The organism is Desulfobacter latus, from assembly GCF_013389365.1.
Lineage (GTDB): Bacteria > Desulfobacterota > Desulfobacteria > Desulfobacterales > Desulfobacteraceae > Desulfobacter > Desulfobacter latus.
Window position 1 is genome coordinate 99010 of record NZ_JACADJ010000002.1, and the last position, 19411, is coordinate 118420.

The following is a 19411-nucleotide window of genomic DNA, read 5'->3' on the forward strand; positions in this document are numbered from 1 at the left end:
TCAAGGCTCAGTCTTGATCGTTTTTATGAAATCAAGAAGTTGGTCGCGCATTGTCGGCCGTTCAAGAGCGTAGGAGAGATTGGCCATTTGAAATCCAACCTTGTCCCCGCAGTCAAACCGGGTGCCCTTGAATTTATATCCAAAGATCGGCTGTTCGGTTAACAGTCCCTTCATCGCATCCGTGAGCTGGATCTCGCCGCCGGCACCGGTCTGTTTTTTTCCAAGATATTCCCATATTTTCGGGGTAAGAATGTACCGGCCCACAATGGCCAGGTTGGACGGCGCCTCTTCGGGTTTGGGTTTTTCCACCATGTCATTGATTTTTACCATATCCTCTTCTAACGGGCCTGTATCCAGAATGCCGTATTTATCCGTCTGATCCTTTTCCACTTCCATAACAGCGGCAATGGAGGCCCGGAAGCGTTCAAATTTTTCTACCATTTTAGAAAGTACCGGCTTGTCCTGGGTCTGGATCATATCGTCGGCCAGAAGCACGGCAAAGGGCTCGTCCCCCACAATGTCCCTGGCGCACCAGATGGCATGGCCAAGCCCTAGCGGATCATGCTGGCGGGTGTATACAATGGTGCCGGTTCTGGGAACCAGTTCATTGATCTGCCGCAGCAGGTCTGTTTTTCCCTTGGTTTTGAGCATGGTTTCTAATTCATAACTGCGGTCAAAGTGGTCTTCCAGGGCCTTTTTGCCCCGGCCCGTGACAAAAATGATCTGTTCAATGCCGGCGTCAAACGCCTCTTCAACAGCATACTGGATAATTGGTTTGTCCACCACGGTCAGCATCTCCTTGGCCATGGCCTTGGTCGCCGGGATAAACCGGGTGCCGAGACCTGCTACCGGAAATACCGCTTTTTTTACTTTCATAATGCCTCCTTGAATGTTTGATACTGAAATTTTTCCTGCTGTTCGGGGAAGGGCCTGTCAGAACAGACCCGAATATCTTGTTGAAGTTTTTTATGTTCAAACTACTTTGTTTTTAGAGGAGCAGGACAATTGTGTCAAACCTAAAGTGAACAATCCCACAGGCGTTACAGATGCTTTCACAGGGAAGGTCTTGCTATCCGATTGACATTATTGCGTATTTCCAGTATAGTTTCTGCCCTTTGTATTGCTTGTTATTAATTGATAAGGAAATAGTGAATGAACGCTGAAAATAAGACCGATGCAAACCGGATCCGGGCGGAAATTCCGCCGGAGCAACTTAACCTTAAAAGCCGGTTCAAATTTAAATGTCATAAAGGTGTGTCCTGTTTTACCGAATGCTGCAGGGGAATTGATATTATGCTCACCCCCTATGATATTTTAACCATGCGCAAAAAGTTGGATATAGATTCGGAGAAATTCCTGTCCATATTTACCACGCCCCAGCTTCTTGAAAAAGCGGATTTGCCTGTGGTCACGCTTAAACTTCTGGATGATGAGCGCAAGTCCTGCCCGTTTGTCCGGGACAAAGAGGGATGCATGATTTACGAAGACCGGCCGACCACTTGCCGGTACTATCCCCTTGGTGTGGGATCTTTGAGTTATTCCGGAGAGCAGGGTGATAAAGATGATAAAGACGAATTTTTTTTCATGATCAAGGAGCCCCATTGCAAAGGCTTTGATGAACCCGACGAATGGACCGTAGCGGAATGGCGTGAAGACCAGGGCGTGGATCTGCGCGATGAGGTCAATGACGGCTGGCTGGATCTCATGGTCCGTAAAAAATCGTTACCGTCCAGTATGAAGTTGTCCGAACAGGCCAAGCAGATGTTTTTTATGGTATGCTATAATATCGATAAATTTAAACAGTTCGTGTTTGAATCTTCTTTTCTTACCAGGTACAACATCCCGGAAGAACGCGTGGCTCAGATTAAGGATGATGACGTAAAATTGCTCCAGTTTGGATTTGAATGGCTGAAAACCACCTTTTTTCATACCGGAGAGGAGATGTTTAATACGAAAGAGAAAAACGGGGACGCAACAGCTGCTAAAGAATAATGCATAAAGTAAACCGGCGCGCCACAGAAAATTTTATGTAGCGCGCCTGTGTTATTTAATAATTATCATACCATAGGTTTTCATGAACCGCCGAATCATTCAGCCGGGCATCGATATCCAGGTTAAAGAAAGCGGCTGCCGGCGCAAGAATTTCCGGATTGTCCGCCTGCACTTTTTTTAATGCGGAAAGCGCAAGATCAAAGCCTTTTCGGGTGACTTTCCCCAAGGGTGCCCGGCAGGGGCCGCACGGCATGCCAAGAATCTGCATCATGGTTTTCAAGGGCAAGGGATTTCTGGCCCGGCAGGTGACAGGCCCGTACTTGCTTTCCTCTTCAGTGGTGATGACCACAAGATCCAGCAAAGGAGACAATGCGGTCTGAAGGGCAAGGGCCTCTTGGGTTTTACCCTGGTTGAGCAGTTCAACCATTTGGGTCATGGTTGCCGGCGCAATGTTTGACATGACGGAAATGGCCCCGCAGGCCCGGATCTGTTCATCCGCCATGATTTGGCAGACCAGGGCATCGTCCCCGGAAAAGATATTGAAACCGTCCCCGCAAAGTTTTCGGGTCAGCCGCATGTTGTCTATATTTCCGGTGGCTTCTTTGACACTGGTGACATTGGCACAGTTGTCCGCAAGTATGGCCAGATCCTGGGGCAGCATTTGCGCACCGGTACGTCCCGGTATGATATAAGGAATAATAGTCATCCCCGCGATTTCCCTTGCCACGAGCTCATAATATTCCCGACGGATTTCAAGGGAGGACGGCCCATTGTAATAGGGGTCCACCAGAAGGACAGCGTCCACACCCTGTTCCGCAGCATGGGATGTGCCGGCTAATGCTTCATCCGTGTTGTTTGAGCCGGTGCCGGCGATGCACTTGCATTTACCCTTGGTCTGTTTGGCAATCAGATCAATAACTAAATTATGTTCGTCCCATTTGAATGTCGGGCTTTCACCAGTGGTGCCGGTGGCAAGAATTCCGGTAATCCGGTTTTCAATCTGAAAATCGATGAGCCCGGACAGGCCGTCCCGGTCCAGATCTCCTGCCGGGGTGAACGGGGTGATGAGTGCTGTGTAGCATCCTTGTTTCATAACTTAAAAACTCCTGATGGTTATTTGCGCTGCATGCGCGGATAAAACAATTTGCCAAAAAAAAATGTTGTGTCAATGCTTTAGGCCCATGATCAGAATTAAATCTGATCATGGGCCTTACCGGGCAGGCATTTTAAGTTTTCCCGAAAGACCTTGACACCCGAATAAAAGAATTTATTATATTAAAATTTTGTTTAAACACAATGATAAAGTCATATAAAGAGCCAAAGGAGACATAAATGGCCGATTCCAAAAATTTGCCCAAAAATGCAGACGAGCAAATCGCACGGCTCAGGCAAGCACTGGTCCAAAATGCCGAATGTGGCACAACTCACTATAACCTGGCTGTTGCGCTGATTGGAAAACAGGAGTTTGCGGAAGCAGAACAAGAGCTCCATGATGCCATTGACTGCAGCCCCACCCTGGCAGAGGCCTATGTTCAGCTTGGCGGGATTTGCCTTCAACGGGGAGACATTGAGGGGTGTTTCCGGTTCAACCAGCGGGCCACCAAAGCCCGGGCCGGCTTTGCAGAAGGTTATGCCAATATGGGTTTTGTTCTGCTGCAGCTGGTGGACGGCAAAAATCCTAAGGAAGACGAGGAAAAGGTGGACAAGGCAATTAAAAATTTAAAAAAAGCCATTATCCATAACAAAAATTTTGTTCAAGCCTATACCACCCTGGGAACGGCTTACTTCATGAAAGGATTGGTGGAAGAGGGGATCAAGGCCAATCTTCAGGCCCTCTCTGTGCAGTCCAAATTTCCCATTGCCCATAACAACCTGGCAGTGGCCTATCTTGAACTTAAAGATTACAAACAAGCCATCAAGCATTGTGATATTGCCGTGGATTTGGGTTTTGAAGTCAACCCGGCACTTCTGGATGAGCTTTCCCCCCACCGGAGCGTATAATCACACCTGCGATGACAGGTTTTTATTGACATGCGGACGTATAAATTCTATATCAGCTATGTTTATTTGCTTATAATGTCTGATTTAAAGCGTTTATTTTTCACTAACGTTTTAAAATGAATAGGAAAAAAGAATATTGGTGAAAAGTTTGGAAAATCTTTTCATTGTTGCATGTAAATCAACTTTTAACGGAGGTAAGTAAATGGCTAAGCATGAAACTCCTTTCTTGGACGAGCTGGAAAACGGCCCGTGGCCTAGCTTTGTTTCTGACCTGAAACAACAGGCAGAAGTCAGAGCCAAAAACGAAAAAGGCGTTGAATTCCAGATCCCCCAGGATTGTGTAGACGACCTTCTTGGTGTTGTAGAACTTTCTTACAAACATGGGCGGACCCACTGGAAACACGGCGGCATCGTTGGTGTATTCGGTTACGGCGGCGGCGTTATCGGCCGTTACTGCGATCAGCCCAATCTGTTCCCCGGTGTTGAGCATTTTCACACCATGCGTGTAAACCAGCCCTGCGGTAAATATTACAGCACTGAATATCTCAGACAACTGACTGACCTGTGGGATTTCAGGGGTTCCGGCGTAACCAATATGCATGGCGCCACCGGCGATATCATCCTGCTGGGTACCACCACTCCCCAGTTGGAAGAAGTGTTCTGGACACTGACCCATGACTTCAACCAGGATCTGGGTGGTTCCGGTTCTAACCTTAGAACGCCTGCTGACTGTCTTGGTACGTCCAGATGCGAATATTCCTGCTATGATACCGCCGCACTTTGCCATTTCCTGACCAACGAATATCAGGATGAGCTGCATCGTCCGGCTTTCCCGTACAAGTTTAAGTTCAAATTTGACGGCTGCCCCAACTGCTGTGTTGCATCCATCGCACGTTCCGATATGTCTTTCATCGGTACCTGGAAAGACAATATCCGTATTGATCAGGACGCAGTTAACAAATATGTTGAACAAGATCCCGCATATCCTGCCAATGCCGGTGCCCACAAAGGTAAAGACTGGGGCCCCTTTGACATTGAAAAAGAAGTTATCAACCTTTGCCCCACAGGCTGCATGAAGTTTGAAAACAAAGAATTGACCATTAATGATGAACACTGCACCCGCTGCATGCACTGTATCAATGTTATGCCTAGAGCCCTGAAGATTGGTAAAGAGACTGGTCTGTCCATTCTCTGCGGTGCCAAGGCGCCGATCCTCGACGGTGCCCAGATGGGTTCACTGCTGGTTCCCTTTGTTGAAGTCAATGCCGATAATGATTACGAAGAAATTACAGAAATCATTGAAAACATCTGGGATTGGTGGATGGAAGAAGGCAAGAACCGTGAGCGTCTTGGTGAGCTGATCATGCGCCAGGGCTTCCAGAAACTTCTCGAAGTAACCGGCATTGAAGCTCAGCCCCAGCATGTTGCCTACCCGAGAACCAACCCCTACATCTTCTGGAAAGAAGACGAAGTGCCGGGTGGCTGGGAACGTGACGTTGACGAATTCAGAAAACATCACTTAAGATAAAAAGGGAGAATCATAATGGCATTTATTTCTACAGGGTATAACCCCCAAAAACCGATGGAAAACAGAATTACCGACATCGGTCCCAGAGACTATCACGACTTTTATCCTCCTGTTATCGCAAACAATAAAGGCAAATGGGATCATCATGAAATCCTGGAACCCGGCGTGCTGGTTCATGTTGCCGATTCCGGAGATGAAGTCTACACCGTAAGGGTTGGCGGTTGCCGTCTGATGTCCACCACACACATCAATGAAATTTGCGACATTGCAGACAAACATTGTGACGGGTATGTACGTTTCACCACCCGTAACAACATTGAGTTCATGGTTGACTCCAAGGATAAAGTAGAGCCCCTGAAGAACGATCTGGCTTCCAGAAAGTTTGCTGGTGGTTCCCAGAAATTCCCCATCGGCGGTACCGGTGCCGGCGTGACCAACATCGTTCACACCCAGGGGTGGATTCACTGCCATACCCCTGCCACGGATGCTTCCGGTACCGTAAAGGTTACCATGGATGCGCTTTTTGATGATTTCCAGCAGATGAAACTGCCGGCTCAGCTTCGTGTCTCCATGGCATGCTGCCTGAACATGTGCGGCGCGGTTCACTGCTCTGATATCGCCATCCTCGGCTATCACAGAAAACCGCCCATGCTTGACCATGAATACCTGGACAAGGTTTGCGAAATTCCGCTGGCCGTCGCTGCATGCCCCACCGCAGCGATCAAACCCTCAAAAGTGACCCTGCCCAACGGTACTGAAGTAAAATCAGTTGACGTTAAAAACGAACGCTGCATGTACTGTGGTAACTGCTACACCATGTGCCCCTCCATGCCGCTTGCCGACACTGAAGGCGACGGTATCGTTCTCATGGCGGGTGGTAAGGTGTCCAACCGGATTTCCGATCCCAAGTTCTCCAAGGTTGTTGTGGCCTTCCTGCCCAACGAAATGCCCCGCTGGCCGTCCATGACCGATGCCATTAAAAAGATGGTTAACGCCTATTCAAACGGCGCCAACAAATACGAACGGCTGGGTGACTGGGCAGAGAGAATTGGATGGGAAAAATTCTTTGAAGCTTGTGAGCTTGACTTCACGCATCATCTGATTGACGACTTCCGTCAGCAGGCCTACATGAGCTGGCGTCAGTCCACTAATTTTAAATTCTAATTATAGCTACGAGTATTTTTTTGAATTTAGCATAATTAAATTTGGATGGACCGGAGGGCATTTTGTTCTCCGGTTCACCCCTTTCAATAAAAAGGAGTCTTATTATGAGCGAACTTCTTGATGATAAAGAAGCGGCTACCAAAGCAGTAGTTGACTGGCTGGAAAAAAAGGCCAAAACAAAAACAAAATTCTACATTAAAGATTTTTATAAAATTTTTCCTGATGACAAACCTAGAATGATCAAAAAGGTTGTCAACAAAATGGTTGAGGATGGGATTCTTGAATTCTGGTCTTCCGGATCCACTACCATGTATGGCCTCAAAGGTGCCGGCATCCAGCACGCTTCCGAGAAAGAAGAATAAAAAAAATTGCAGCTTAATTCATGAACGTCAGTCGGGAAAAAGTCCCTGGAGTTGTCATTGCCGGACTCAGGGGTGGTTCAGGTAAGACAATAATATCCCTCGGGATAACTGCCGCATGGAGATCCCGGAATATAACAGTGGCCCCCTTTAAAAAGGGACCTGACTATATTGACGCCGGCTGGCTATCACGGGCAGCCGGTCGCCCCTGCTATAATCTTGATACCTATCTGTGTGCCCAGTCCGTCGTACAAAATTCTTATATTACCCATTCTCAATCTTGTGATGTTGCCTTGATCGAAGGCAACCGCGGGCTTTTTGACGGCATTGACATTGACGGGACTACCTCCACAAGCGAACTTGCCAAACTGCTGGATTTGCCGGTGGTCCTGGTGCTGGACTGCACAAAATCCACCCGCACCATGGCTGCGGTACTCATGGGTTGCATGCGGTTTGATCCTGGTGTCAATATTTGCGGTGTTATCCTTAACCGTTTGGCAGGAAAGCGCCATGAGGGAAAAATTCGGGCAAATATTGAACATTTCTGCAATATACCTGTTCTTGGTGCTTTACCAAAGCTTAAGCAGGAAGATTTCCCTGAACGCCATATGGGGCTTGTCACGTCCGAAGAACACGGCGAAAGCGATGCCTCTTTGACCCGGGCCAGGCAGGTGACCCTGGACAATATTGATATTGATGAATTGTTTCGTTTGGCTACTAGTTTTAAGGGGCAGGGTATGCCGGTTGTTGACAATGCCCGGCAGGGCGCTGTTCCGGAAATTAACACAAAAGAAAACCAAAATCCGGTAATAAATAAGTCCACTGTGACCATTGGTGTTGTCCGGGATTCGGCATTTCAGTTTTATTATCCGGATAATATTGAGGCCTTGGAAAATCTGGGTGCCAAGATTGAATTCATCAGTCCTTTATCCCAGTCCGACATCCCTGACGTTGATGCCATCTACATGGGCGGCGGTTTTCCTGAAACGCATGCGACCCAGTTGTCTAACAATCATGTGTTCAAGGAAAATTTAAAAACCCTGTCACGCAAAGGCCTGCCCATATACGCGGAATGCGGCGGCCTGATATTCCTTGGTGATAGCATTTGCCTTGATAATGTCGTTTACCCCATGGCCGGGATTTTACCTTTACGATTCGGGCTTTCCAGGCGTCCTCAGGGCCATGGATACACGGAGGTTGAGGTGGTCAATGAAAATCCTTTTTATACCATGGGAGAAGTGCTGCGCGGTCATGAATTCAGATATTCCAATGTGATTTCCATTGATTATGAGAATACGGCCATGGCATTTAAAATGACCCGGGGTAAAGGTATTATTGAAAAGAAAGACGGATTTTTTAAAGATAATACCTTTGGCACCTATACCCACATCCATGCCCTTGGTTCCACCAGCACCAGCTGGGCACCCGCTCTGATTGCTAAAGCCAGACAATTTAAAGCCTCACGCCAATAACCATCCCCATCACATCACCGTTAAACCGGCTTGCTGACGGGCGGTTTTACGATCAAGCACAAAAATCCGGCCATGAGGAGGAGAGAACTAAACACTGAGAAGGGAATCCAGTAGTTATCGAAAAAGTCAAAACAGATCGCCGCGGATACGGGCCCGGCTGCGTTTGCAGCCAACCGGAAAGGGCCGGCAATCCCCAGCACGGTTCCGGAAGATTTTCTGCCGTAAAATTCCGTCCAAAGTAGAAAAATTAATGGCAGAACGCCGCCACGAATCGTTCCGTACACAACGGCAAAGATAAACATCCATACCGGTTTTTTGACAGCCCAGAAAACCATAAAGAAGATGATTCCAATGGTGATCAGAACCCCTCCCATTAATTTTTTCACAGAGATCCGCTCTGCCAGAAAGCCGAATAACACCCCACCCAATGCGGCGCAAACCGATAAAACAGTGATGACCAAAACCGCCATGGTTGGCGGCAATCCCTGGTCCGTCATAAATGGAAACAGGTGAAAATTAGAGCCGGCCCCAACCATATAAATCACACACATGATAAACACCAGCTGCCGGAATGCAGTGGTACGAAAGGCGGTTTTCCGGGTCCATACCGGCTCTTTTTTTATGTTAAAGCGAGACGCCGGTTTTTTTTCGTCCGGTCTTTCTTCACTGCTTCCCAAACTTTTTTCCGGTGCGTTCCCATCCGGTAGCAATCCAATGTCTTCCGGTCTTCGTTTTAGAAAAATCAAACTTGGCAGTGCTGAAAATGCAAATACAATAATTCCCAATACCGCCCAGGCCGTCCGCCATCCATAAGAAAGAATGATATACTGCACCAGCAAGGGGAGAAAAGCGATGCCAATGCGGCTGCCCAGCTGGGAAATCCCCATGGCTCGTCCCCGTTTTTCAATAAACCAGTTAGAGACACTAACTGTGACCACCAGCGCCAGCAGACCGGACGCAATCATCCGGCCGGTTCCGAAAAACAGGTACAGTTGCCAGACTGAAGATAGTTGTGAAAGTGCAATCAGGCCCGCACTTAGAATGGTAATTCCCCAGAACGCCGCTTTTTGTGGGCCATAGCGATCCAGATGAGGACCAACCAGAGGGGACAGGATTCCGCCGGCTAGGGAACCAACAGCGATGGAACCGGTGATGATGGAACGATTCCATCCAAATTCCTCGGCCATGGGTTTGAGGAAGATAGACAGGACATTCTGGAATACACCGGCCTGTGTTAGGCCGATCAAAAAAGCCACGGCAACAATAGTCCAGCCGTAAAAAATTTTTTTCTGCTGCATGAAACCGTACTCCTGCAATTTTTTCAAGCAGGGTATAGCAGAGAATAAAAAGATTATCAAGCACTTGAAATATGTCTCAACCGGGCATCCTCCCGGTGGGCTGAGCTTGTCGTTTGCCTCCTCAAAAGAACACCTTGATATTTTGCTATCATATTGATATCATTTTTATTATGTTCAAAAAAATCAGGAAATTCAGAAAAAATTTTGAAAATGCGGGATTTATTAATTGTGATGGGAAAGGCAGTCACCGACGGCTATATTCATCCCAAAGGCATTGCCATAACCATTTCCGGAAAATTTGGTGATGAAATATCAGATATTAAAAACAAACTGTGAAGAAGAAATAAAACAATTATTTACAGATGTTTTCACTGAATCCGAAACCCCTGCTGAAGGTACGCTTATTGGTAACCTCGTTGAAGAACTTCAAAAGACAACAAAACCAGAAGATATCTTCTGCTTTGTTGCGATTGATAAGAATAAAATCATAGCCTCTATTTTTTTTACACGTTTTACAACGGAAACCAACCTGAATGCCTTCATCCTTTCCCCTGTTGCCGTTGCAACACAACACCAGAAAAAAGGCATAGGTCAAAATCTAATAAAATTTGCAATTGATTATTTAAAACAAAACAACGTAGAGCTTTTACTTACATATGGCGATCCTGATTTTTATTCAAAAGTCAGCTTTAAAAATATTTCAGAAGAAATAATAAAAGCGCCTTTAAAACTGACTTATCCGAATGGGTGGCTTGCACAATCTTTAATCAGTGAAAATGTTTCTCCTGTAAATGGGTCTACAATGTGCGTTAAAGCTCTAATGGATCAAAAATATTGGTAATATATTCCGGGAGGTTTTATGCAAACGGAGCTTAATGGTATTCAATTGGCTTATGATGACGTAGGGGAGGGCCCCGCAGTATTGTTGATTCATGGATTTCCTCTTTGCCGGCAAATGTGGCGACCCCAGACCCAGGCTTTGGCCGCCGCCGGTTTCCGGGCTGTCGTTCCCGATCTGAGGGGGTTCGGGGAGAGTGCGGCGGGCACTGATGCCGGCTCGACGGATCTATTGGCCGATGATCTGATTGCGCTGCTGGATTATCTAAGTATCGAGAAAGCCGTGGTCGGCGGCATGTCTATGGGCGGGTATGTGATGCTTAACCTGCTGGCCCGGTATCCGGAACGGTTTTCCGCTGCCTGTTTTACCGTTACCCGCGCTGATGCCGATGATGAAACCGCCCGGGCTAAACGCAACCACCTGATCGCCGAGATTAAAGCCGGTCGGCCGGATGCGGTGCCAACTGCTTTTACCCCGCTTCTTTTTGCAGACCGGACTGTTGCTGAGCATTCTGAATTGGTGGATGCGGTTCGCGGCTGGATGGCGGCCGCCTCTCCCGCCGGTTTGGTTTTGGGGTTAGAGGCGATTCGCGATCGGGGCGACTCATCGGCGTTGCTGCCCCAGTTGAAGATTCCGGTATTGGTTATGGGTGCCCAGGAGGACAAGGCGATTCCACCGGAAAAATCAACGGATCTGGCCGAGCGGATTCCCGGCGCCCAACTGTGCATGTTGTCCGCTGCCGGTCATATGGTAAACATTGAACAACCGGAAGCATTTAATTCCGCGCTACTTGATTTCTTAGGCCCATGATCGGAATAAAATCTTCCAAAATATGGTTTAGAATTTTCATTCGTATTCAAGGCGTGGCAATGGGAGTGTATAATAATTTTTCAGGATGAGAACGGATAAACGGACATATCAAAAATCATTTATTCTTGACATGGATGGTGTCATCTACACAGGATCAAAACTGATTCCCGGTGCGCTGGATTTTGTGAGGCGCCTTAAACAGAAAAATTTCAAGTTTCTATTTTTGACCAATAATTCTTATTACACACCCAGACAGCTCAAGACCCGTCTTTCTAAAATGGGAATTAATGTAACAGCGGATTGTTTTTATACTTCGGCCATGGCTACAGCAAGTTTTCTACAAATTCAAAAGCCGGTGGATTGTTCCGCGTATGTTATCGGTGGACAGGGTATTATAGAAGAACTTGAGAAAAATAAAATAAGAATTACTTCAGAAAATCCGGATTATGTGGTGCTTGCGGAGACCGAGGAATATGATTATAAAAAAATTATTGAAGCCACACACCTGATCAGGGAAGGCGCAAAATTTATTGCAACGAATTCGGATTTAACCGGCCCGACGCTTCGGGGGCCGGTGCCTGCATGTGGTGCCTTGGTTGCCCCTATCGAGAAAGTGACCGGAATTGCCCCTTACTTTCTTGGAAAACCCAATCCCGCAATGATGTTCTGGGCCCGGAAAAAAATGGGCGTTCATTCAGCAAACTGTTTTATGATCGGTGACAGAATGGATACCGATATTATTGGGGGCCTGGAGTCAGGCATGACAACCTGTCTCGTTCTTACAGGCGTGACCACCCGAAAGAACATGACCCGTTTTCCTTATCAGCCGGATTATATTTTTAATCATTTGGGTGAAATTGATCCTGATACGATATTGTCAAGACGAGAGCGGGTGGAAAAGGACTTGTAACGGCCATAATCAAAGACAAAAAAATATTCCCGTGCTGATAGATTAAATTAGCGCCCTTTGGGTGGGCTGTTAGGTTATAGGTTCTGGGTTCTGGGTTCTGGGTGCTGGGTGCTGGGTGCTGGGTGCTGGGAAATGGGAAATTCCTATACTCTGAACTTAAAATATTGCATTCTTTATGTTGTTGATTGACTTTTTCCTTGAATTTTGAAAAATATGGGACGGTGTCCATAACTAGGATTTCGCTTGATGTTTTGTATGACCTAATTAAATTCGATACAAGATATTGAGATTCGATAAATTCGTTATGCGCGTTTATTGGAGCGATCTCCTAGTGATTGGGTCTATCGTAATTATGCTTCATTATGGCAAAACTGTTGGCTATAGTTCGTTATTAATAAAATGAAAGGAGAAAGAGAAAAGATGAAGTGCAAATTTTGTTTTACCCTATTTTTTGCATCAGTCCTGATTCTGTTTGGTGGGCCTGTCGATGCCGAAGAACAAAAGGACTGCTTCCACTCAAGCTTACATTACACCGGTGAAGGGATGCGTTATTGGTATGAGGCCAAAGATGGTTTCATGGCGATAACCGGCGTGCCGTATGACAGCCTTGGGTGTAAAAATTGCCATGTAAAAAGTTGTGATGATTGTCACCTCAAAAAAACAGAAGACGGGTGTGCTTATTCAGCCGAATCGGCCCGGTCAAAGCAAGTCTGCCTTAAATGCCATGCCCGTGAGAAAGCCACAATCAAGTATGATGAGGCGATGGCATGCGAAGGGGTCCATGCGGAAAGCGACATGGACTGCATGGATTGTCATAGCAAAAGAGAAGTTCACGGAGATGGAAAATTTTATACCAGTATGAGGCAAGACGGAGCAATGGATACGGCATGCACAAACTGTCACACAAAAGACGCGGAAGAATATCCCGCGCCTCCTGACACCAGGTCCCATACCGTCCATAAAGGCAAATTGGAATGCAACGCTTGTCATGTACAAAACACCATGACATGTTATAATTGTCACTTCGGCGTACTTGCTGAGACAAAATCCAAGCCCAAAAGCTTTACAAAGAAAGTCAAAGACTTTTTGCTTTTAGTAAAATTCAAAGGAAAAGTCACAAGCGGAACCATTCAAACATTAGTTGGGAAAAATAATGAACCGTTTGTCTCTTATGTGCCTTATTTGACCCATTCAATTATGAGAGAAGGAAGAAAATGTGAGCAATGCCACGCCACGGAAGCGGTTAAAACGCTTGCGTCATCCCAAAGGTTTACCACGGCCGTATTTAAGGACGACAAACTTGAATTTTACAAGGGGGTGATTCCTGCCGTTCCAGAGCTTTTGGATTGGCCCTTTTTGGAAAAGAAAGGGGATCAGTGGGTTCCTTTCGAACCAAAAACAAAACCTCTCACCCAGATGGCGCTTTATGCCGAACCCTTCACACAGGATGATTTGAAAAAACTGGCAGTTGAATACAAATACGAAGAATAGCGAATAGATTAAAAATGGATATTGTTCCGGTATGGGCGGTGAGTGCATTACGCGCTCACATCCCATTACCGGAACCCATTGGCTCTTAAAACATGCCGCCGTTGACTGAGATCACCTGGCCGGTAACGTAGGATGCATCATCTGAACACAGGAATTTGACCACCTGTGCCACCTCCTCAGGCCGGCCCACACGGGCCATGGGAATCATAGTTTTGACATTGGTCATGGGCAAATCCTTGGTCATGTCGGTTTCAATGAGACCTGGTGCCACAACATTGATTCGAATGCCAAGCCGTGCCACTTCAGATGCAATGCTGCGGCTGGCACCGATAACTCCGGCTTTGGCCGCACTGTAATTGGCCTGTCCCCGGTTGCCTGTCAGGCCGGATAAAGATGCGATGGAGACAATGGCTCCCTGTTTTTGACGTACCATTTTTTTCAGGATCGGTTTTGTTATATTGTAAAATCCGTCAAGGCTGGTTCGAATCACATTGTCCCAGCTCTCTGCCTTCATCATGACGAACAGGCCGTCATCCACAATCCCTGCATTGTTTACCAGCACATCAACGGTTTCGCACCGGCTCATGATATTATCAACTGCGGCTTTGCACTGTTCCCTGTCCGCTACATCGAACTGAATGATATCCCCTTTGGAACCTGTGGCCTGGACCTGTTCAAGTGTTTGGACGGCAGCCTCTTTGTTTGAGTGGTAATTTATAAAGGTGTAATACCCCTGCCTTGCAAGTTCAATGGCGGTGGCCCGGCCGATACCCCGGCTTGCTCCTGTAATGAGGGCGGTTTTTGTATTTATTTTCTGGGACATGCAAAGATTATCCTAAATGTATGACTCGATGATCCAGTTTTTGTTAAGCTGAAAAAATAAAACTATACCGATTTTTTATATCAGTGTAAAGTTACAAAAAATTGCTCTGATCCATAATCATCGCGCCTGTCCCATCATTTTTATTTAGGGGATTGGAAAAATTTTCAATCCCCTTTGCGTTTTTAACCGCACGTGTTATCGATGGCCAAAGATGGCGGTGGCATCGCCATTGTCGTTACTTCAGAAACCCCCGGATGATTCTGTCCACGGATTCATCGTAAGTGAGGCCTAGACTCATCAGTTTGATCAGTTGGTCATTGGCGATTTTTCCGATGGACGCTTCGTGGGTTAGCTCTGCGTCCGGGTGCAGGGCGCGCAGGGCCGGTACGGTCTCATTCACGCCGTTGTCCATAATGATGGCGTCACATTCGATATGACCAAAGCTTTTGGCCCTTGCTTCCACATTGGCGTAGAAATCCTGTTTAGAGTCCTCCTTAATCACGGATCTGGATACCAGGTTGGTCTTACTGTTATCACCCTTGAGAACAATATTGTTTTCCGATACAGCGATCTGGTGTCCTTCCGTCAAAATACGCTCGGTGACAATAAGGGCGCTGCCTGCACCCAATTCTGCTTCATTCACCCGCTTTGCCTCGTCCACGCCGCCGATCTGGGTCAGTTCCATCTCGACCACGGCATTTTCGTCCAGGTATACCTTTGTGGTCGGATTTAAGGTTCGTTTACCTTTTCCCTCACCTGTGGCAACATGTTTTTCCTGGTAGCGTATCGTGGCGTTTTTACCCACCCGGAATTCATGGATGCCTTCGTGACCTTCATTTCCGCTGCCTGCGCAGTGAATGCCGCATCCGGCAACGATGGTGACATCGGCACCTTCCCCGATGATAAACGTATTGTATACCACATCATGAAGACCGGCCTGGCTGAGGATCACCGGGATGTGTACCGATTCATCGATCACGCCCGGTTTAACGGTTACCACAATGCCGGTGCCGTCTTCATTGGATTCGATATTGATATTGCCGGACACCTCACGTGATAAAAGTTTTCCATTTTTTCGGATATTGAATGGACCTTTGGGCATGTGGTCCAGATCCGCCACGGCCTTTAATAATTTTTTATCTATAGCATTGAGCATCAATTTCTCCTTCACATAAGTCTGTATACCTGCAAACACTTAAATCGCTGAGCAGCGGCTTGGCGCCCTCCAGATCGCCGGTATAGGCAATCTGCCCTTCCTTTATGAGCACCAGGCAGTCTGCCGCTTCAAGAAACGCCTTATTATGACTGACGACAATAGTTGTTGTCTCATAGTCCGTGATTTGTCGTTTGATCAGCTTAACCATGGGCTCTATGGTCCAAAGATCTATCCCCGTATCCGGCTCATCATATATCGCCAGACCCGGATGCCGGGCAATGGTGGTGGCAAGTTCGATTTTCTTTATCTCGCCGCCGGAAAGTGTGGAATCCACAGGCTTGTCAAGAAAATCCAGGGAGCAGAAGCCCACTCTGGCCAGGATATCCATCAATTTTCCTTCGTCATCTGTGCCGGCGGCAATGGCCAGAAGATCCCTGAACGTCACCCCTTTAAAGCGAGCCGAATGCTGAAATCCATAAGCGATTCCCTCTCTGGCGCGATCGGTGATGCTCATCTCCGTGATCTCTTTGCCGTTATATATGATTTTGCCATGGGTGGCTTTGTTAATTCCCATGATCGTTTTGGCCAGGGAGGTTTTTCCACAGCCGTTGGGACCGGTAATACCGTAAAATTTACCTTTTTCAAAGGTAAAGCTGATATTGTTGAGAATGGTTTTTTCGGCCGGTCCGTTTTCCGCCTCTTTGTCGGGTACGGTAAAATATATTTCTTTAAGCTCCAGCATTCTTTTCCTCTCTTGTTGAAGATTGATTAAAAGCGAATTTCGTAATTAATTTAAATTTAGTTAATCTAATTGGATAATTCAAAAATAAGGGCTAAAATAATTTGGCATCCGTCATATCCTCATAAAAGCAGTTTACACTTTTGGGGTGAAGACCCTGGAAAACGGAGCTTGCGTCAGAACGTGTAAAGTACTTGTGAAGGATGCCAATAATTTTTTATTATAACTGATTTGAATTACATATAAAATATATTTTATTGTTTTTATGGTTCCATAATAGGTTCCTTTATATCCTGATACTGAATGTAATGCCGAAGGTTCTGTCTGTGGCCGGATACCCCGTGCTGTCATAACAGTCTTCGTCCATCAGGATTTCCATGGCCCTTACATCTGGCTGCTTTGGTTCAACTGTGCAATGGCAGCCAGGGCATCCTTGCGCTGGCGTTTAAATTGCGCAGCCTGTTCAAACGCGCTGCGGCTGGCAACAATATTGTTATACTGCCAGGCCGCATACCCGGCCATCAGCCAGGCGTGTCCCTTCTGGGAGCAATTTTTTAGGGCCGCAGCCCTGAACGCCTTGTGTGCCGCTTTATAGTTTTTTGTTTCGTACAGAACATCTCCTTTCAACAGCAAAAGCGCCGGATTGCCGGCCTGGGGATCAAGGCGGTTGAGCATTGCCAGGGCCTTGTCTCCCCGGCCCATCTGTCGGTAGGCACACACCAGACGGTCGATCATCTGCCCGGTTTGATTTGGGGAGGGCTTTTTTTCGGCCGGAGCGGCAAGCAGGGTTTCATACATGCCGGCGGCCCGGGCAGGAACGTTCAATTGAAGGCTTAAATCTGCAAACAGTTTTTTTTCCTGCCGGGTCAGCGGGGTTATAAAACTGTAGATGATCAGAGCCTCAAAGGCGTCGGCATACTCTTGTCTGGCCAGGCGGATGTGGACCAGGGCCTTCCACCATTTATCTTCGGACGGGGTTTGCCGGGACAGGGTGGTGGCAAGGCTCAGGGCTTTGCCGGTGTCATTCATGGTCAGGTAAATCTGCAACAGGGTTTCCTGCCATTTAGTTCGGGTTTCCCCCTTGGACTGGGCAACCAGCGCCCTGATCACAGGCGCGGCTTTTTTCCATTGCCGGGCCGTTACCAGGGCATTGGCATAATTTTCCCGCCATTGCCGGATGACCTGGTCCGGATGAGCGGAAAACAAAGATTCAAATCTGCGGATCGCTGTTTGGGTATTCCCGTTGGTGAGCGCCATAACCCCAGCGTAGTAAAGATATTTTGGATTCCTTGGATCAGATAGTTCATAGGCGGCCAGGAACGCCTCGGCAGCCTTGGCGGTTTGGTTGTTGTCGGCATATACCTTGGCCAGGTTCACCTGGGCATCCAGGTAATTTCTATCCAAAGACAACGCCGTCAGATATGCGGATTCGGCATGGGCCATCTGCTTTTGCATTAAAAAACAATTTCCCAGGGCCAGGCAGACAATGGGATGGCTGCACAGCGCGTTGCTTTGGGATCTGGCCTGCTCCGCCTGGATGAACCTGACAGCGGCGGCGTAATCATCTTTATCCATGGCTGCCCTGACCTTAATGAGCAGACGTTGAACAGACACGGGCATTTTTTGATCATCTTGGGCCGGCAGCGTTTCCAGCGGGGCGAGGATGCCGGCGGCAAAAACCAGAATGACGATAACGGTTTTTAAAATCGGATTCATGAAATACCTCAATTCAATTTAAAACGGATGCGTGTTCTGGCCCGTGTCTTTACAAGCTCCTGATTGACGCGGCCGGGCTTGAACCGCCAGGCCGCAACGCACTGCATCACGCTGTCGTCAAATATGTTTTCAGGTTCGGCATCCAGGATTTTTATGTCCTCCACACGGCCCTGTTCATTCACCGTGAATGCCACAGACACCCAGCCTTCAATGGCCTTGGCCTTGGCCCGGAAGGGGTAGACCGGCGGAACCCTGGAAATCACCGTCAGGGGCTGATCCAGATCTCCTGTGTCAAAAAGCGTGTCAAGGGAGAGGGTGTCCAGGGATGTTGACATCACGTCGGGCACGGCAATGGCAGCCGGTCCCTGGGGCAGCCGGGGATTGATCTCAAAGGGCATGGACAGAGACGGGTTGATTTGCCGGTTTATCCTGGGGGTGACAGGCTGCTTTTGGGGTTGGGCCTTTGGTGGTGGTGGACTTTCTTTTTTTTCCGGTTCTATTGTGGAACGTCGCAGGCGGGTGAGTTGGATTTGTTGAATCATGGGGCCCATCTGGGGAATCACCTCCCGGGGTTTCATCAGGTTGGGAATGACGGAAAAAAGCAACAGATTCAGCGCCAGGGTGCCGGCCAACGCCACGGCCCAGGACCGCCAGGTGCTGTTCAGGCCAAGGGGATGCGCCACGGTTTTCATTGCCCCTCCGGAAGGGCGGCCGCCAGAGATACGTTGGCGGCCCCGGCCAGACGGCAGCCATCCATGACCTGGATGGCCACGCCGGTGTCTGATTGCCGGTCCGCCACCACCACCACGGCCCCATCGGGATTTTCAGCCAGGGCCCGTTCGATATTGGCCCTGACCGCCCGGATATCGATCTCCCGGTGATCCATGAATACCCGGTTATGGTTGTCCACGGCAATCAGGATGGTGGCTTTGGATTGCGTTGTTGCTGTTGACGCTGTGGGCCGGGTGACATCAATACCGGTTTCCTTGACAAAACTTGTGGTGACAAGGAAAAAAATCAACAGGATAAATACCATATCAATCAGCGGGGCAATGTTCAGCTCCACCGCATTTTTTTTATGTTTTCTGCTTGATGAAACGTTTAACATGGTTTG

General features: G+C 47.7%; 20 protein-coding genes. 11 read left to right on the top strand and 9 right to left on the bottom strand.

Translation table 11 applies throughout. The features are described 5' to 3' along the window. Positions 1 to 876 carry a UTP--glucose-1-phosphate uridylyltransferase GalU gene (galU, locus tag HXW94_RS01045; RefSeq protein ID WP_178365035.1) on the bottom strand — a complete coding sequence of 292 codons (876 nt, stop codon included), beginning with the start codon at positions 874 to 876 and terminating at the stop codon, positions 1 to 3. Between the two features lie 276 nt (positions 877 to 1152). On the opposite strand from galU, the gene HXW94_RS01050 reads away from it, so the two are divergent. Next, the gene (locus tag HXW94_RS01050) at positions 1153 to 1992 is read left to right on the top strand and encodes a YkgJ family cysteine cluster protein (protein WP_178365036.1); all 840 of its coding nucleotides are present in this window, start codon (positions 1153 to 1155) and stop codon (positions 1990 to 1992) included. A 55-nt stretch (positions 1993 to 2047) separates the two neighbouring features. Here HXW94_RS01050 and dapA read toward each other — a convergent pair whose 3' ends face one another. Beyond that, a complete protein-coding gene (gene dapA, locus HXW94_RS01055; RefSeq protein ID WP_178365037.1) occupies positions 2048 to 3085 on the bottom strand; it encodes a 4-hydroxy-tetrahydrodipicolinate synthase in 1038 nt (345 codons plus the stop codon). Between the two features lie 239 nt (positions 3086 to 3324). On the opposite strand from dapA, the gene HXW94_RS01060 reads away from it, so the two are divergent. The 5 genes from HXW94_RS01060 (at position 3325) to HXW94_RS01080 (ending at position 8516) form a co-directional block, all read left to right on the top strand. After that, positions 3325 to 3993 (top strand): tetratricopeptide repeat protein, encoded by a 669-nt coding sequence (locus HXW94_RS01060; RefSeq protein ID WP_178365038.1) that lies wholly within the window; start codon positions 3325 to 3327, stop codon positions 3991 to 3993. Between the two features lie 202 nt (positions 3994 to 4195). Further along, positions 4196 to 5521, top strand: coding sequence for a dissimilatory-type sulfite reductase subunit alpha (dsrA, locus tag HXW94_RS01065; protein ID WP_178365039.1), 1326 nt, complete (start codon positions 4196 to 4198; stop codon positions 5519 to 5521). A gap of 15 nt (positions 5522 to 5536) precedes the next feature. Next, on the top strand, positions 5537 to 6685 hold the full coding sequence (gene dsrB / locus HXW94_RS01070; protein ID WP_178365040.1) for a dissimilatory-type sulfite reductase subunit beta: 1149 nt from the start codon (positions 5537 to 5539) through the stop codon (positions 6683 to 6685). Positions 6686 to 6789: 104 nt separating this feature from the next. After that, the gene (locus tag HXW94_RS01075) at positions 6790 to 7047 is read left to right on the top strand and encodes a dissimilatory sulfite reductase D family protein (RefSeq protein ID WP_178365041.1); all 258 of its coding nucleotides are present in this window, start codon (positions 6790 to 6792) and stop codon (positions 7045 to 7047) included. A 20-nt stretch (positions 7048 to 7067) separates the two neighbouring features. Then, positions 7068 to 8516: a cobyrinic acid a,c-diamide synthase CobB gene (locus HXW94_RS01080; protein WP_178365042.1), complete on the top strand. Its 1449-nt coding sequence runs from the start codon at positions 7068 to 7070 to the stop codon at positions 8514 to 8516. Between the two features lie 20 nt (positions 8517 to 8536). On the opposite strand, the gene HXW94_RS01085 is transcribed toward HXW94_RS01080, so the two are convergent. Then, positions 8537 to 9814 carry an MFS transporter gene (locus HXW94_RS01085; protein WP_178365043.1) on the bottom strand — a complete coding sequence of 426 codons (1278 nt, stop codon included), beginning with the start codon at positions 9812 to 9814 and terminating at the stop codon, positions 8537 to 8539. A 210-nt stretch (positions 9815 to 10024) separates the two neighbouring features. Here HXW94_RS01085 and HXW94_RS19760 point away from each other — a divergent pair, with 210 nt between their 5' ends. The 5 genes from HXW94_RS19760 to HXW94_RS01105 all read left to right on the top strand — a co-directional run bounded on the left by HXW94_RS19760 (position 10025) and on the right by HXW94_RS01105 (position 13863). Next, positions 10025 to 10150, top strand: coding sequence for a hypothetical protein (locus HXW94_RS19760; protein WP_281357782.1), 126 nt, complete (start codon positions 10025 to 10027; stop codon positions 10148 to 10150). Beyond that, positions 10119 to 10655 carry a GNAT family N-acetyltransferase gene (locus HXW94_RS01090; protein WP_178365044.1) on the top strand — a complete coding sequence of 179 codons (537 nt, stop codon included), beginning with the start codon at positions 10119 to 10121 and terminating at the stop codon, positions 10653 to 10655. Before HXW94_RS19760 ends, HXW94_RS01090 begins: the two co-directional genes overlap by 32 nt. Before the next feature lie 18 nt (positions 10656 to 10673). Further along, the gene (locus HXW94_RS01095) at positions 10674 to 11462 is read left to right on the top strand and encodes an alpha/beta fold hydrolase (RefSeq protein ID WP_178365045.1); all 789 of its coding nucleotides are present in this window, start codon (positions 10674 to 10676) and stop codon (positions 11460 to 11462) included. A gap of 85 nt (positions 11463 to 11547) precedes the next feature. Beyond that, positions 11548 to 12372, top strand: a complete 825-nt coding sequence (locus HXW94_RS01100; protein WP_178365046.1) for an HAD-IIA family hydrolase — start codon at positions 11548 to 11550, stop codon at positions 12370 to 12372. Between the two features lie 420 nt (positions 12373 to 12792). Beyond that, on the top strand, positions 12793 to 13863 hold the full coding sequence (locus HXW94_RS01105; RefSeq protein ID WP_178365047.1) for a cytochrome c3 family protein: 1071 nt from the start codon (positions 12793 to 12795) through the stop codon (positions 13861 to 13863). 85 nt (positions 13864 to 13948) lie between these two features. Here HXW94_RS01105 and fabG read toward each other — a convergent pair whose 3' ends face one another. From fabG to HXW94_RS01135, 6 genes are all read right to left on the bottom strand, one after another. Beyond that, positions 13949 to 14686, bottom strand: coding sequence for a 3-oxoacyl-ACP reductase FabG (fabG, locus tag HXW94_RS01110; RefSeq protein ID WP_178365048.1), 738 nt, complete (start codon positions 14684 to 14686; stop codon positions 13949 to 13951). A 235-nt stretch (positions 14687 to 14921) separates the two neighbouring features. After that, positions 14922 to 15842, bottom strand: coding sequence for a SufB/SufD family protein (locus tag HXW94_RS01115; RefSeq protein ID WP_178365049.1), 921 nt, complete (start codon positions 15840 to 15842; stop codon positions 14922 to 14924). Further along, positions 15823 to 16584, bottom strand: a complete 762-nt coding sequence (locus HXW94_RS01120; RefSeq protein WP_178365050.1) for an ATP-binding cassette domain-containing protein — start codon at positions 16582 to 16584, stop codon at positions 15823 to 15825. The genes HXW94_RS01115 and HXW94_RS01120 overlap by 20 nt, the downstream gene beginning before the upstream one ends. Positions 16585 to 16965: 381 nt before the next feature. After that, positions 16966 to 18297 carry a tetratricopeptide repeat protein gene (locus HXW94_RS01125; RefSeq protein WP_178365051.1) on the bottom strand — a complete coding sequence of 444 codons (1332 nt, stop codon included), beginning with the start codon at positions 18295 to 18297 and terminating at the stop codon, positions 16966 to 16968. Positions 18298 to 18305: 8 nt separating this feature from the next. Further along, positions 18306 to 18989 carry an energy transducer TonB gene (locus HXW94_RS01130; protein WP_178365052.1) on the bottom strand — a complete coding sequence of 228 codons (684 nt, stop codon included), beginning with the start codon at positions 18987 to 18989 and terminating at the stop codon, positions 18306 to 18308. Then, entirely contained in the window at positions 18986 to 19405 is a 420-nt protein-coding gene (locus HXW94_RS01135) for an ExbD/TolR family protein (protein WP_178365053.1), read from the bottom strand. The genes HXW94_RS01130 and HXW94_RS01135 overlap by 4 nt, the downstream gene beginning before the upstream one ends. Positions 19406 to 19411 lie beyond the last annotated feature (6 nt).